Below are 12,592 nucleotides of genomic sequence, written 5' to 3'. Positions count from 1 at the left end.
ACCGCAACCCAATAAAACGAGCACGCCGAATAAGAACCGAGACGCGACAAGACGCGACCCAGCCCGAACCGGGAAGTGGTGTTTCGAAGGATTGGTCGCCCCGGGACCGTCCGCGCAAACGCGTGTCCGGTGCTCCCTGCCAAGCGACTGGGAGACAGTACCCCTACTCCGCGCCTGAAACAAATGACCAGCCCAGGACCGTGCAGGTGCACCCCTGCCCGCCTCGGCGCAAAGTCGACCGTCCCGGGTACGGCAAGGGTGTGCCCGGGGCGGTGGAGACCTGCCCATCGGTGGAGGCGCCGGTGCCGAACACCCGTGCCAGGTATGCGGACCCGGTCGCGGGACCTGATCCCCGCCTTCGGCCGCCCCGGCCGGCGGCGGTCGTCAGAGTCCGAGGAGGGTCTGTTCGGCCCAGATGATCTTGCCTGTGGGGGTGTAGCGGGTGCCCCAGCGCTCGGCGAGCTGGGCGACAAGGAACAGGCCGCGGCCGCCCTCGTCCTCGTCGGCCGCGTAGCGCAGGTGGGGTGAGGTGCTGCTGGTGTCGGAGACCTCGCAGATCAGGGTGCGGTCGTGGATCAGCCGCACTCGGATGGGTTCGCCGCCGTAGCGGATGGCGTTGGTGATGAGCTCGCTGAGGATCAGCTCGGTGGTGAACATCGCCTCCTCCAGCCCCCACTGCATCAGCTGCCGGGTGGTGGCCTCCCGGGCCCCGGCCACGGCCGAAGGGTCGGCGGGCACCTCCCATTCGTTGATCCGTCCGGGTTCCAGGATCCGGGTGCGGGCGATGAGGAGTGCGATGTCGTCGCTCTGGCGGGTGGGCAGCAGCGCACCGAGCACCGCTTCGCAGGTCTCCTGGGGCGTTCGGGCGGGGACCGCGAGTGTGGCGCCGAGGATGTCCAACCCGGCACCGATGTCGCGGGTGCGGTCCTCGACCAGACCGTCGGTGTAGAGCACCAGGCTGCTGCCTTCCGGCAGGTGGAGCTCCGTGGCTTCGAAGGGCAGTCCGCCCAGGCCGAGCGGCGGGCCGGCGGGAAGGTCCGGGAACTCCGTGGTGCCGTCGGGGAGGACCACGACGGGCAGCGGGTGCCCGGCACGGGCGATGCTGCAGGTGCCTGCGGTGGGGTCGTAGACGGCGTACAGGCAGGTGGCGCCCGTGACCGTGGGCTCCCCCGCCGATACGGCCGCCTCCTGATCGATCAGGGCGACCAGTTCGTCGAGGTGGCCGAGGAGTTCGTCCGGTGGCAGGTCGAGGGTCGAGAAGTTCTGCACGGCCGTGCGGAGACGGCCCATGGTGGCGGCGGCGTGCAGACCGTGGCCGACGACGTCGCCGACCACGAGGGCCACGCGGGTGCCGGACAGCGGGATGACGTCGAACCAGTCGCCGCCCACCCCGCCCTCCGCGGGCAGGTAACGGTAGGCGATGTCCAGGGCGTTCTGCTCGGGCACGCCTCGCGGCAGCAGGCTGCGTTGCAGGGCGACGGCCAGGCCGTGCTCACGCGTGTAGCGACGCGCGTTGTCGATGCACACGGCGGCACGGGCTGCCAGCTCCCCCGCCAGCGACAGGTCGTCCTCCTCGAAGGGCTCGCTCCCCTGCCCACGCCAGAAGTCGGCGACCCCCATCGTGACGCCCCGGGCACTGAGCGGAATGGCGATGAGCGAGTGGACCCCGAGGTTCAGAACCGCCCGGACACGCTCGGCGTCCTGGGAGCGCCAGGCGACGTCGGCCCGCAGGTCGGGCACGAGGACCGGAGTTCCGCTCACGAAGCCCGTGGCCTGCGGGCTCGACGCGGCGAACGCGACCAGCTCGCCCGACCGGTACAGCGGGTGGTCGTCGCGGACACCGGTGAGGGCGACCCGGCGCAGCTCGACGGCTTCGCCGCCGACCGCCGCGGCCGGCTCGTCACCGCGAAGGACGGGTTCGGACAGGTCGACCGTGACGTAGTCGGCGAACCGCGGAACGGCCACCTGCGCGAGCTCCTCGGCGGTGCGCCGGACGTCGAGGGTCGTGCCGACGGCGACGCTCGCGTCGTACAGCAGCCTCAGACGGCCGCGCGCGACCTCCGCCCGTCCCGCGAGGGCCTGCAGCTCGGTGGAGTCCCGCACGGTGGCCACGCTGCCGGGTGGCCCGCCCACGCGGTCGGTCAGCCGGTTGTTCACGACCAGCAGCCGGTCCCCGACCCGGATCACCTCGTCGGTGGCGACGCGACCGGAGGCCAGCAGCTCGGCCATCCGGGGTTCGAGACCGAGGTCCGTGGCGGCGCGGCCGACCACGTCGGGCGGCAGGTCGAGAAGCCGCCTCGCCTCGTCGTTGACGAGCACGATGTCGCCGGTGCCGTCGACGATGACCACGCCTTCGCGCACCGCGTGCAACACGGCCTCGTGGTGCTCGTACAGCTGGGTCATCTCGGCGGGCCCGAGACCGTGGGTCTGGCGCCGCAGGCGCCTGCTGACCAGGGCCGCGCCCGCCGTCGCCAGACCGAGCGCGACGAGACCTGCCCCGACGACGAACGGCAGCTGCCGGCCGACCGCACTGCCCACATGGCTGACCGTCACCCCGGCCGCCACCAGACCCACGACCGCGCCGTTCGCATCCGTCACCGGGACGATCGCCTGCACCGCCTCGCCGAGCACGCCGCCGGCACTCTCCAGAACGACGTGACCTGCCAGCGCCGGTCCGATGGTGCCGATGATCTTCCCCCCGATCTGTTCCGGGACGGGATTGGTGTAGCGGATGCCCTCCCGGTTCGTCACGACGATGAAGTCGACCTTGCCCTGTTTGCGGGCGGCTTCGGTCAGCGGCTGGAGCGTCGCGCTCGGATCGGGGCCCTGCAGCACGGCCACCAGGCCGGGACCGTGGGCGAAGGCCGCCGCCGCGGCGATCGAACGGTCGCGCGCCGCCTGGAGCCGGTCACTCCGTGACTTGAGCAGCAGCGCAGCCACGGCGACCACCACGAGCAGCAGCACGATCAGCACCTGCAGCAGGAACACCTGCCCGGCCAGGCTGCGCGCGCTCTCCGAGGACCGCCGACGGCGCGCTGACGGACCCTGCGGAGCAGAGTGCGTCCGTTGCCTCTCGCCGCGACCGGCCGAGCGACGCCATGACGGCCAGGAGGAGCGCGGGACTCGGACCATACCTATGTCTACCCCGAGCCCCGACACCGCCGGGACGTACCACGCCGGGTGTTCCCCCCACCGCCCGTAGGAGCCGACCTGCCGAAACGCCTGTCGGCGGATCCATCACGGTGAGGGCCCGTCGGTCCGCACCGTGATCGGTCCCGCCGAGGAGCGTGCCCTTGAGGATCGACGGGGTTTGAAGACAGGCCCTAGCCAGAGAATCCGGGCCATGGCGGTGTTGAGCTCGGTGACGTAGGCGTGTTCGTCGGGCCCGGCGTTGTCGCGGTGGATCCGGGCCGCGTCGACGGCCACCTCTTCGGCGTCGCTGCCCAGGGCCTCGACCGGCTGGCTCACGACGTCCGCCAGCGGCATCGCGCGATCGTCGTCCGGCTCGCCGACCAAGCCGGTGGCGCCCCGGGGCGGCACGGTCTCCGGAACGCGGACCGAGGTGTCCCTGAGCCGGAACCGCGGGCCCCTCACCGCCATGCCGCCCACTCCTTCACCGCGAACCGGTCGCCGACGCGCCGCACTTCGGCTGCACTCGGTCCGGGCAGGTGCGCGGGGAGCAGCAGGGCGCCCCGGTCCGCGGCCTCCCCCAGCACCCGGCGCCGGCTGTTCCGTGCGCGGGGCTCGTCCTCGTCGAAGCTGGGGCAGTCGTCCGGCTCCACGATCTGCAGTGGGCTGTGCAGCAGGTCCCCGGCGAACACCGCCCGGTCCGTGCCCGATCGCAGCCATACGACGCAGGAGCCGGGGGTGTGGCCGGGGGCGGGCTCGATGCGGAGCTGGGAGTCGACGTCGTAGTGGTCGTCCTCCCACAGCACGGTCTGTCCGGCCTGGTGCACGGGGGCGACGCTGTCCTCGAAGACGTTGGCCATCCGGGGCCCGGAGCGGGTCCGGTGTCCGTTGGCCGGGTTCCAGTAGTCGAAGTCGGCGCGCGGGATGACGTACCGGGCGTTGGGGAAGGTCGGTCGCCACGCCCCGTCGTCCGTCAGGCGGGTGTTCCAGCCGACGTGGTCGCCGTGGACGTGGGTGCAGATCACCGTGTCCACGTCCGGCGGGCGGACGCCTGCCGCGGCCAGCTCTTCGAGGTAGTGGGTGCTCAGATGGTGGAAGGCCGGCATGGCCGGGCGTTCCCGGTCGTTGCCGATGCCGGTGTCGATCAGGATCGTCCCGCCCTCGCTGCGGATCAGCCAGGTCTGGATCATGACACGGACCTCGTCGGCGACCGGGTCCAGGAAGGTGGGGGCGAGCCAGCTCTCGTGCGCCCGCCAGTGCTCGACGGGCACGTCGGGGAAGACGTAGTCGCGGGCGCGGCCTCGGGCGGCCAGCTCGACCACGCGGGTGATCTCCACGTTTCCAAGCGTGAGGGTGTCCATGTCCCCAGCCTGCGCGCCGGATGACGCAGCTGCTATCGGTTGCCCTGACGACATACCGGAGGGAGCGGCACGCGGCGCGACACGGCCGCGTGCCCCTCGGTGGCCGCGCGCTGCGGCGGGCCCCTCCCGTCCGCTCAGGCGCGGTCGCGCTGGTAGGCGGCAAGGAGGAAGAGCCAGATCTCGCTGACGGTCGGGAAGCAGGCGATCGCGTGCCGCAGGCGCTTGAGCGGGACCTCGCCGGCGACCGCGACGGTGGCGGAGTGCAGCAGCTCGCTGACTCCGGGGCCGACGAAGGTCGCCCCGAGCAGGACTTCCCGGTCCAGGTCGACCACCAACCGGGCGTGGCCACGGTAGTCGTCGGCGTAGAGGTCGGCGCCTTGGGCGGTGTCGAAGTCGAGGTCGACGGTCGTGATGCGGTGGCCGGCCCGGGTCGCCTGCTCGGCGGTCAGGCCCACGGCGGCCGCCTCGGGGTCGGTGAAGAAGACCTGCGGCACGGCGTGCTGGTCTGCGGTGGTGGCGTGGTCTCCCCACGGGCCGTCGTCCAGGGGGATGCCGGCGGCGCGGGCGCCGATGGCGTCTCCTGCGGTCCGTGCCTGGTACTTGCCCTGATGGGTGAGCAGGGCACGGTGGTTGACGTCGCCGACGGCGTAGAGCCATCCGCCGTCGACCCCGCGGACCAGACACGTGGTGTCCACCTCCAGCCACGTGCCCGGGGAGAGACCGACCGTGTCCAGGCCGATGTCGTCGGTGCTGGGGGTCCTACCGGTGGCGAACATGACCTCGTCGGCCTGCAGGTCGCTGCCGTCGTCGAGCGTGAGGGTGACGGGCCCGGTGGGGTCCGGGCGGCGCACGGCGGTGACCTGGGTGCCGATCCGCACGTCCACACCCGCCTCGCCGAGGCTGCCTGCGACGAGCTCGCCCGCGAAGGGTTCCATGCGGGGAACCAGGCGGTGGCGGACGAGCAGGGTGACCTGGGAGCCGAGGCCCTGCCAGAGGGTGGCCATCTCGATCGCGACTCCACCGCCTCCGACGATGGCGAGCCGGCCGGGGACCGTACTGGAGTCGGTGCCGTTCCGGTTCGTCCAGGGCCGGGCCTCCCGTGCGCCCGGGATGTCGGGCAGCAGCGGCAGGCTGCCGGTGGCGATGGCGACCGCGTGCCGGGCGGTGAGGGTCAGGCGCGCGCCGTCGTCCCTGGTGACCGTGACGCGGCGGGGGCCGTCGAGGCGGCCGTGACCGCGGAAGAGGTCGGCGCCGATGGACTTCACCCATTCGGCCTGTCCGGTGTCGTCCCAGTCGCTGACGTAGTGGTTGCGGCGGGCGAAGACCCGGTCGGTGTCGAGCCGGCCGGTGACGGCCTGCCGGGCGCCGTCCACGCGGCGGGCGTCGGCGACCGCGATGACCGGCCGCAGCAGGGCCTTGCTGGGGACGCACGCCCAGTAGGAGCATTCGCCGCCGACCAGTTCACGCTCCACGACGGCCACGGTGAGGCCGGCGGCGCGGGCCCGATCGGCGACGTTCTGGCCGACCGGACCGGCGCCCAGCACGACCACGTCGTAGGCGCTGCTCTCCTGGTGCTCACGTGCTTCGCTCATCGCTTCCTCGCGTCTACTCCGGGGCGGCGGGGCCGTTTCCCGGCTCATGTAACCGCGCGGTGCGGGCACGGCCGTCATGCCTCGGCCGTGGCAGGCACCAGGAGCGGTCATCCGTGCCCCTTATGGCCGTACGGCACGCCGTGACCGGCCTCGGGAGCCTCCCGGTCCCCAGCTGGCCGGCGGCGCGGCGCGTTGCGGTTGCACCGGCCACGCCGAGCAGCGGCGTCATTCGGTGAACAGCTCGGGATGGCTCTCGGCGAACTCGCGAACGCCGCAGGCCGGTCGCCCGGTGATCAGCTCCACCTCCCGGGTCACGCGGTCGTACCGGTTCTCCGCGTGCAGGCGCGCCATCGTCGCCAGGTGATCGAAGACGTGATCCGGCAGTCCCAGCGGCCGCAGGTCCTGCTCCAGCCACAGTTCATGGGGCGGGTCGTCGTAGCCGACCGGCCGGTGCAGGGCCGCGCTGAGCTCGGCCGCCATCGCCGTCAGGTCCTGGGAGACCGGTCCGGTCAGTTCGTGGACACGGCCGAGGTGCGGCGCGGGGTTCGCCAGGATCTCGGCGACCACTGCGGCGACGTCCCGAGCGGCGACCGGCGAGGTACGGCCGGTGCCGAACGGAAGCCTCAGGACCCCGTCCCGGGCGACCGAGGCGAAGGCGAGCCGGAACAGCGGATTCTCCATGAACACGGTCGGGCGCACCTGCACCACCGGCAGGCCCGACCAGTCCAGGGCCTGCTCCGTGAGCCAGTGCTGGCGCTGCTGCGTCGATTCGTCGGTGCTGGTCAGCCGCATCTGGGAGACGGTCATCTGGGACATGTTGACGAACGCCTCCAGGCCCTGGTGAGCACGCGCCGCGGCCGCCGTGACCAGGGCCGCCTCCAGATACTGGGACGACACGCCCATGCCGAAGTACAGGCGCCCGCAGCCGTCCAGCGCGCGCACGACGTCCACGGGCCGGGTCAGGTCCCCGACCACCACCTCGGCACCCGTGGCACGCAGGGCCGCGGCGCGTTCGTCCTCACGCCGGACCAGGGCCCGTACCGGCAGCTCCCGGCTTCTGAGGTCCTGGACCACCGACCGACCCACCGCCCCGACGCTGCCTGCGGCACCCGTGACCAGAATCAGCGACGCGCCCATGACCCCCGCCTCCGCTCACAGGGACGCGCCGAGCAGCCTGTCACCCCAGCCGTCCGTCCCGGCTCGACGCGGTGACCCGTCCGTCGCTGCCGTTCAACCCGGATTCGCTGACGTTGTCGCCCCCGCCCCCGTTGTCGCCCCCGCCGTTGCCCTTACCGCCGTCCATCGGCGCGCCGTCCTCACCGCCGTTGCCGCCGTCGCCACCGTCCTCGCCCCCGTTGCTGCCGGCGCCACCGTCCTCACCCCCGTTGCCACCGTCGCCGTCGTCCTCGCTGCCATAGCTGCCGGACCCGGCTCCGCCACGGGCGGCGGCGAGGGCGAGGGGGCCTCCGCCGTCTCCGGCGCCCCGCGGTTCCACGGTCGGGCCGGAGACCCCGGCCGGGACCGTGAACATGCCGTTCGAGGTGAACTTCGGCATGCCGCCGGCGTGCGCCGCCGGCATGCCGGCCACCAGGCCTCCCGCAGTCACGATCCCGGCCACCAGTGCGGACAACGCCGTCCTCGACATCACTTCCCTACCTCCTGGACTTCGCCCCTCCCCGAGCACCGGACCTGGGGACGGGGGACGGGCCCCAGCCCACCACCGGGCGGGCAGGGCTGCCACCGGGACGCAGGCGGAAACTCCGGCCGGCCCGGGGCGGCGCACCCACCGGGGGTGAACACGATGGGCCATCCGCCGGAGCCGGCGGCGAGCGCGGGAAGCGGCGCGCGCCCTCCCCGCGCTCCTGCCGGGGCGCGGTGGAGACCGCGGACAACCGAACGGGTCAGGACACGGGACCCGCTCAGAAGACGAAGTAGCTTGCGCCGAACGTCGTCGTGCTCCGGCCCGGTTCGACCTCCGCGGTCACGGGCCCCTGGCAATTCGCCGCCGCATGCACCAGAACCATCGAATTCGTATGGTTCTGGACGGAGACCGGAGACGAGGTCGCATAGCAGCCCCGCGCCGGGTTCTCATGGGGGACCCCGTTCACCACCAACAGCCCCGTTGCCGCCTGAGCGGGAACAGCCAGCGCAATCACACCGGTGGCGGCCAGCATGCCGAGCGCAGCGATCCGACGGTGCATGACGACTCCTCATCTATGGGTTCAAGGAAGGAAGTTGTAAGCTCAAGACCGTAACCAGCCCCCGCATTCTCCCGGTTGGGGCGCAGCCCTGACCGGGAGCCACGCCGACATCCGGAAGATCCAGGTCCGACCCGGCACCACCCCTCACCGCCCCCAGATCGGGAACAACCGTGAGGATGGCCTGAATATCATCCAGAACGCCATTCGAGTGAAAACACCGCTGCGGATACCGGCGGTCAAGAATCTTGGATGGCCGCTGCCAGAATGCAGTCTCCGGTGAATAGCAGGCAGGACGCCGGACGCGGAATGACGGGAGTGGAAACGTGTCGCTGATCAGCCCGAGGCGATGTCCGGACGAGCAGCCCGGGGAAAGGTCGAAGCCATTTCCGTGGACGCTGATGTACCACTCGGTGGCGGAGGAGAAGCAGGACCCGTATCTGATCACGGTGAGCCCCGACCGGTTCAGACGTCAGCTTCGGTGGCTGGCGGCGCGAGGGCTGCGGGGTGTCTCCGTGGGCACGCTGATGCGCGCCCACTCGGCGGGCCGCGCGGAGGGCCTGGTGGGGTTGAGCTTCGACGACGGATATCGGGACTTCGCCGAGCAGGTGGTGCCGGCACTGGCGGAGTACGGGTTCGGCGCGACGGTGTACGTGGTGGCGGGCAGGCTCGGCGGCCACAACGACTGGGACCGCGAGGGTCCGCGCAAAGCGCTGCTGACGGCCCGGCAGGTGCGTGAGGTCGCCGCGGCGGGGCTGGAGGTGGGCTCGCACGGCCTCACCCACCGCAGGCTCGCCGGGATGACCGGACGCGAGCTGGCGGCCCAGGTCGTGGACAGCCGGGCCGTCCTGGAGGATGCGAGCGGCGGCCCGGTGGAAGGCTTCTGCTACCCCTACGGCTCCCTCGACCGGGCCGCGATGGAGGCCGTCGAGCAGGCCGGCTACGACCACGCCTGCGCGGTCACGCCGGGCTCCGGCGGCGGGCCGCACGCACTGCCGCGCTGCTACGTGGGCGACCGGGACGGGCCGTTGCGGCTCTCCGCGAAGCGGCTACGGCATCACTGGAAGGGCTGACTCGCCGCTTCCCGCGGCCCCTTTCCGTGGCCGCGGGGCCTCCTCGCCGGCCTACTGCGCGACGGCCGCGGGTTCGAGGCGCAGCCAGGATTCGTGCCAGAGCAGGGCGCACTGGCGGTCGCAGCCGGTGGCAGGCAGCGGCTCGCCGTTGCAGCGCAGTGCGTCGAGGATGAACCAGCGGCCTCCGGTGGGGCGCTGCCACCAGGCGAGTGAGCGGTGACGCAGTTCGGTGGCGCCGTGTCGGCGACCGGCGTGGTGTTCCATGCCGGGCTGGAAGGGGACGCCGTGGAGTCGTCCGGCGCGGTCGAGGGTGGCGTGGATCTCCGGCAGGGTACGGACGGTCGCCCAGAGGGTGGCGGGCCGGGCAGCGGGGTCCGCGGCGGGGGCGGGTTCGAGCCACTCGTCGCGGAAGAGGAGGGCACAGTCGAGTCCGCAGCCCTGGGTGCCGTCGGCTCCGTGGCAGGTGGCGCCGGCCAGGGCGACGGTGCCCGACAGACGGCGGATGCGGTAGTGGTCGTCGACCATGCGGCGTACGACGCGCTCGACCCGGTGAACGCCGCCGCAGAAGGACCACTGACTGCCGGTGAACCACAGCCCCCGGTGCCGGTCGTCGGCGTCGAGCGTGGCACGGACCTGCTCCACGCTCTTGACGCGGACCCAGTCGCCCTCCGCATACCGGGACGGGCGGCCCGGGGCGGGGGCGGCGCCAAGGTCCTCGCGGCGCTGTTCCCGGGCGATGCGGGCCTGACGCATCAGCCCCAGCGGCGGGAAGTCGCGCAGCGGCAGGCTCTTGTACTGGCATCGGTTCGACGGAGGCGTGTCCGTCCGCACGTCGGCGGGAGTGGTCAGGCAGTCCTCGGCGGTCACGGTGGGAATCCCGTCGCTCGGAAGTATTCGAACCAGGCTAATGGTGTTTCCGGGCCGGACTTGAAAAAATTCGACCGGACACGGCCGGCCCAATTCTTCATTAGAAACACAAAGGCTCCACCTGGACGATAGTCCACGGAATCCCGACAAATCCACCCTCTCCTTGTTCATGTTCGCGTAATATTCCGGGTGTCACCTCTGGTGGAGTGGCCGAGTGGCGAGGCGACGGCCTGCAGAGCCGTTTACATGGGTTCGAATCCTTTCTCCACCTCCATGATCAGACGCGGAGCTCCCCGCCCCCGTCGCGGCGACGTCCCGGGCCCGGGGAACCCGGCGCAGGGTGCCCGTGACCAGCAGGGCGGATCTACCCCGGCCCGGTGGGATGAGCCCGCGGCACCGAGAACGCGAAACGACCCGCCGACTGACTTCGTCAACGGGATGACAGGATCGACCCGGTCGGCCGGCGAAACGCCGCTGAAGTACCCGTGCGGGTCGGCAACCACCCCGGGTGCCCGGCCAGTTCACAGCCTTGTTGTCGTTGTGGCCGGCACTCTGAAGATCGTTCGTCTCGCTTGGGGAGAGCATGTCCGCATCCACCCGCACGCCCGCCGGTCCGACGTCGAGCGACCGGGCCATCGAGAACCTGATCGCACGTTACGCCGAGCTCGTCGACGACGGCGATTTCACCGGACTCGGCGTCCTTCTCGCTGACGCCACGTTCAGCGGCAGTGGTGAGCCGGTGAGCGGTCGCGACGCGATCGAGAAGATGTTTCGGGACACTCTGATCGTCTATGCCGACGGCACACCGCGAACCCAGCACGTCACCACGAATGTTGCCATCGAGGTCGACGAACAGGCGGGCACGGCGATCGCGCGTTCGTACGTCACCGTGTTGCAGGCCCTACCGGACCTGCCGCTGCGACCCGTCGCCGGCGGTCGGTATCACGACCGCTTCGAGCGCAGTCATGGGCGATGGCGCTTCGTGGAGCGACGGGTCCACATCAATCCGGTCGGCGATGTGAGCCGTCATCTGCGCCCGGCTGCCGCGCAGCGGTAGTCCTCCCCCCGGCTGACTTGTCGGGGCCCGGACGCACCCTCCTCGAACGGGCCGGTCAGGGGAGCCGCCGGCGCCAGCAGGGTGTCGGGCGGCCGCAGCTGCCGCGCGTACGCGCCGGCCACCAGTCACCTGCGACGTGCTGGAGGTTCCCGACCGCGATCAGCAGACGGTGTTCTACACCGCCGTGCCCGGCTCGCCGTCCGAGGAGGCGCTGCGGCTGCTCCCGGTCATCGGCACCCAGTGCATGGATGTCACGCTCTGAGGCGCCTGTCCGGTCACGAGCCGTCAACGGCGCAGCCCGTTGGACCTGGTCGCCCGGTCTCCCGGTCGCGCAAGGCGCCCGCGGGACCTCCGGCGCCCGGGTCCAACGAGCCCGTGATCGTGATACGGGTCCGACGGGCAGCCGGCCTTGCCTGACGTCACAGCCAAGCCGTGGCCAGCCAGCCGGTCACGGCCGCAGCGAGCACGAGCGTGACATTGAGGGCGACCCGGCGATCTCCCAGGCTCAGGTGGACCCCGATCGCGCCGACCTGCAGGATGACGAACCCGATGGCGGCGACCAGGGCCAGCCCGGGTGCGATGCCGGTCAGTGGTGGGAGGACCAGCCCGATCGCACCGAGCACTTCGACCGCCCCGATCGCCCGGACGGCCGCCATCGGCATGCCGTCCACCCAGGCCATCATCGGCCGGAGCCGCTCACGGCTCCGCACCACCTTCACCCCGCCCCCGTAGAGGTGGAAGAGCGCGAGCAGACCGGCCACGATCCAGTAGCCGGCGTTCACGACTCCCGTCCACGGCCACCCTGCGCAGGTGACGCGAAGTCGGTGGCGGGCTCGGTGGCGTAGCGGCTCATCGTCCGGATGTGCGCCTGGGGGGTCAGCTCCTGGCCGCTGGCGATCATGTCCTGCAGGTCCCGGAAGTACTGCACGTACAGGTCCGGCGTGAACGTGCTGAGCATGACGGCCGGTTGGTCGGTCAGGTTGGCGAAGGTGTGCGGGGCGCCGGGCGGGACCATCACGAGGGTGCCCGCCGGCGCGTCGTAGTCCTGCGCGCCGACCGTGAACCGCACCGTGCCGGAGATGATGTAGAAACCCTCGTCGTGCTGGGCGTGGCGGTGCTGCGGCGGTCCGGGCGTGTGCGGCGCCAGGACCGACTCGGCGATCCCGAGGCGGTGGCCGGTGTTGCTGCCGTCTTCGAGGACGCGCAGTCGCGTGGTACCCAGCACGATCGTCTCGCCGTCCGCCGGACCGACCACCGATACGGCGGGGTCGGCCGTCGGCTCACTGGTTTTCGTTTCGTTGGTCATGCTTCGATT

At 71.7% G+C, this 12,592-nt stretch carries 12 protein-coding genes, 1 tRNA gene and 1 pseudogene; 4 read left to right on the top strand and 10 right to left on the bottom strand.

Features of this window, described 5'->3' with window-relative positions; translation table 11 throughout:
• Positions 1 to 384 precede the first annotated feature (384 nt).
• The 7 genes from ACIO5E_RS29495 to ACIO5E_RS29465 all read right to left on the bottom strand — a co-directional run bounded on the left by ACIO5E_RS29495 (position 385) and on the right by ACIO5E_RS29465 (position 8,283).
• Positions 385 to 2,988, bottom strand: coding sequence for a SpoIIE family protein phosphatase (locus ACIO5E_RS29495; protein WP_400673550.1), 2,604 nt, complete (start codon positions 2,986 to 2,988; stop codon positions 385 to 387).
• A gap of 249 nt (positions 2,989 to 3,237) precedes the next feature.
• On the bottom strand, positions 3,238 to 3,600 hold the full coding sequence (locus ACIO5E_RS29490) for a hypothetical protein (protein ID WP_400673548.1): 363 nt from the start codon (positions 3,598 to 3,600) through the stop codon (positions 3,238 to 3,240).
• Entirely contained in the window at positions 3,591 to 4,490 is a 900-nt protein-coding gene (locus tag ACIO5E_RS29485) for an MBL fold metallo-hydrolase (RefSeq protein WP_400673545.1), read from the bottom strand. Before ACIO5E_RS29485 ends, ACIO5E_RS29490 begins: the two co-directional genes overlap by 10 nt.
• Before the next feature lie 134 nt (positions 4,491 to 4,624).
• On the bottom strand, positions 4,625 to 6,082 hold the full coding sequence (locus ACIO5E_RS29480) for a dihydrolipoyl dehydrogenase family protein (protein WP_400673543.1): 1,458 nt from the start codon (positions 6,080 to 6,082) through the stop codon (positions 4,625 to 4,627).
• Positions 6,083 to 6,307: 225 nt separating this feature from the next.
• The gene (locus ACIO5E_RS29475; protein WP_400673540.1) at positions 6,308 to 7,219 is read right to left on the bottom strand and encodes an NAD(P)H-binding protein; all 912 of its coding nucleotides are present in this window, start codon (positions 7,217 to 7,219) and stop codon (positions 6,308 to 6,310) included.
• A 40-nt stretch (positions 7,220 to 7,259) separates the two neighbouring features.
• Positions 7,260 to 7,730, bottom strand: coding sequence for a hypothetical protein (locus ACIO5E_RS29470; RefSeq protein ID WP_400673537.1), 471 nt, complete (start codon positions 7,728 to 7,730; stop codon positions 7,260 to 7,262).
• 271 nt (positions 7,731 to 8,001) lie between these two features.
• Positions 8,002 to 8,283, bottom strand: a complete 282-nt coding sequence (locus tag ACIO5E_RS29465; protein WP_400673534.1) for a hypothetical protein — start codon at positions 8,281 to 8,283, stop codon at positions 8,002 to 8,004.
• Positions 8,284 to 8,795: 512 nt separating this feature from the next.
• Between ACIO5E_RS29465 and ACIO5E_RS29460 the strand changes: the two genes are divergently transcribed.
• Positions 8,796 to 9,353, top strand: coding sequence for a polysaccharide deacetylase family protein (locus ACIO5E_RS29460; RefSeq protein ID WP_400673531.1), 558 nt, complete (start codon positions 8,796 to 8,798; stop codon positions 9,351 to 9,353).
• Positions 9,354 to 9,404: 51 nt separating this feature from the next.
• On the opposite strand, the gene ACIO5E_RS29455 is transcribed toward ACIO5E_RS29460, so the two are convergent.
• Complete coding sequence (locus ACIO5E_RS29455) at positions 9,405 to 10,220, bottom strand: hypothetical protein (protein WP_400673528.1); 816 nt, start codon at positions 10,218 to 10,220, stop codon at positions 9,405 to 9,407.
• A 200-nt stretch (positions 10,221 to 10,420) separates the two neighbouring features.
• Between ACIO5E_RS29455 and ACIO5E_RS29450 the strand changes: the two genes are divergently transcribed.
• From ACIO5E_RS29450 to ACIO5E_RS29440, 3 genes and pseudogenes are all read left to right on the top strand, one after another.
• Positions 10,421 to 10,494 (top strand) — tRNA-Cys (locus ACIO5E_RS29450).
• A gap of 309 nt (positions 10,495 to 10,803) precedes the next feature.
• Positions 10,804 to 11,277: a nuclear transport factor 2 family protein gene (locus ACIO5E_RS29445; protein ID WP_400673526.1), complete on the top strand. Its 474-nt coding sequence runs from the start codon at positions 10,804 to 10,806 to the stop codon at positions 11,275 to 11,277.
• Between the two features lie 124 nt (positions 11,278 to 11,401).
• Positions 11,402 to 11,539: pseudogene (locus tag ACIO5E_RS29440) on the top strand (transcriptional regulator); the annotation flags it as partial.
• 157 nt (positions 11,540 to 11,696) lie between these two features.
• Here the strand turns inward: ACIO5E_RS29440 and ACIO5E_RS29435 are convergent.
• Together ACIO5E_RS29435 and ACIO5E_RS29430 are read right to left on the bottom strand one after the other, a co-directional pair.
• Positions 11,697 to 12,059 carry a DoxX family protein gene (locus tag ACIO5E_RS29435; RefSeq protein ID WP_400673523.1) on the bottom strand — a complete coding sequence of 121 codons (363 nt, stop codon included), beginning with the start codon at positions 12,057 to 12,059 and terminating at the stop codon, positions 11,697 to 11,699.
• Positions 12,056 to 12,583, bottom strand: a complete 528-nt coding sequence (locus ACIO5E_RS29430) for a cupin domain-containing protein (protein ID WP_400673520.1) — start codon at positions 12,581 to 12,583, stop codon at positions 12,056 to 12,058. The genes ACIO5E_RS29435 and ACIO5E_RS29430 overlap by 4 nt, the downstream gene beginning before the upstream one ends.
• Between the last annotated feature and the right edge of the window lie 9 nt (positions 12,584 to 12,592).

It is taken from the genome of Kitasatospora sp. NPDC087314 (genome assembly GCF_044744365.1).
Classification (GTDB): domain Bacteria; phylum Actinomycetota; class Actinomycetes; order Streptomycetales; family Streptomycetaceae; genus Kitasatospora.
Note: the sequence above shows the minus strand (reverse complement) of the source record. Positions and strands in the feature narration are given on the sequence as shown.

Excerpts from the sequence above, each read along its gene's own strand:
- ACIO5E_RS29490 (WP_400673548.1), bottom strand. The coding sequence starts at position 3,600 with ATGGCGGTGAGGGGCCCGCGGTTCCGGCTCAGGGACACCTCGGTCCGC.
- ACIO5E_RS29430 (WP_400673520.1), bottom strand. The coding sequence starts at position 12,583 with ATGACCAACGAAACGAAAACCAGTGAGCCGACGGCCGACCCCGCCGTA.
- ACIO5E_RS29465 (WP_400673534.1), bottom strand. The coding sequence starts at position 8,283 with ATGCACCGTCGGATCGCTGCGCTCGGCATGCTGGCCGCCACCGGTGTG.
- ACIO5E_RS29480 (WP_400673543.1), bottom strand. The coding sequence starts at position 6,082 with ATGAGCGAAGCACGTGAGCACCAGGAGAGCAGCGCCTACGACGTGGTC.
- ACIO5E_RS29445 (WP_400673526.1), top strand. The coding sequence starts at position 10,804 with ATGTCCGCATCCACCCGCACGCCCGCCGGTCCGACGTCGAGCGACCGG.
- ACIO5E_RS29485 (WP_400673545.1), bottom strand. The coding sequence starts at position 4,490 with ATGGACACCCTCACGCTTGGAAACGTGGAGATCACCCGCGTGGTCGAG.
- ACIO5E_RS29475 (WP_400673540.1), bottom strand. The coding sequence starts at position 7,219 with ATGGGCGCGTCGCTGATTCTGGTCACGGGTGCCGCAGGCAGCGTCGGG.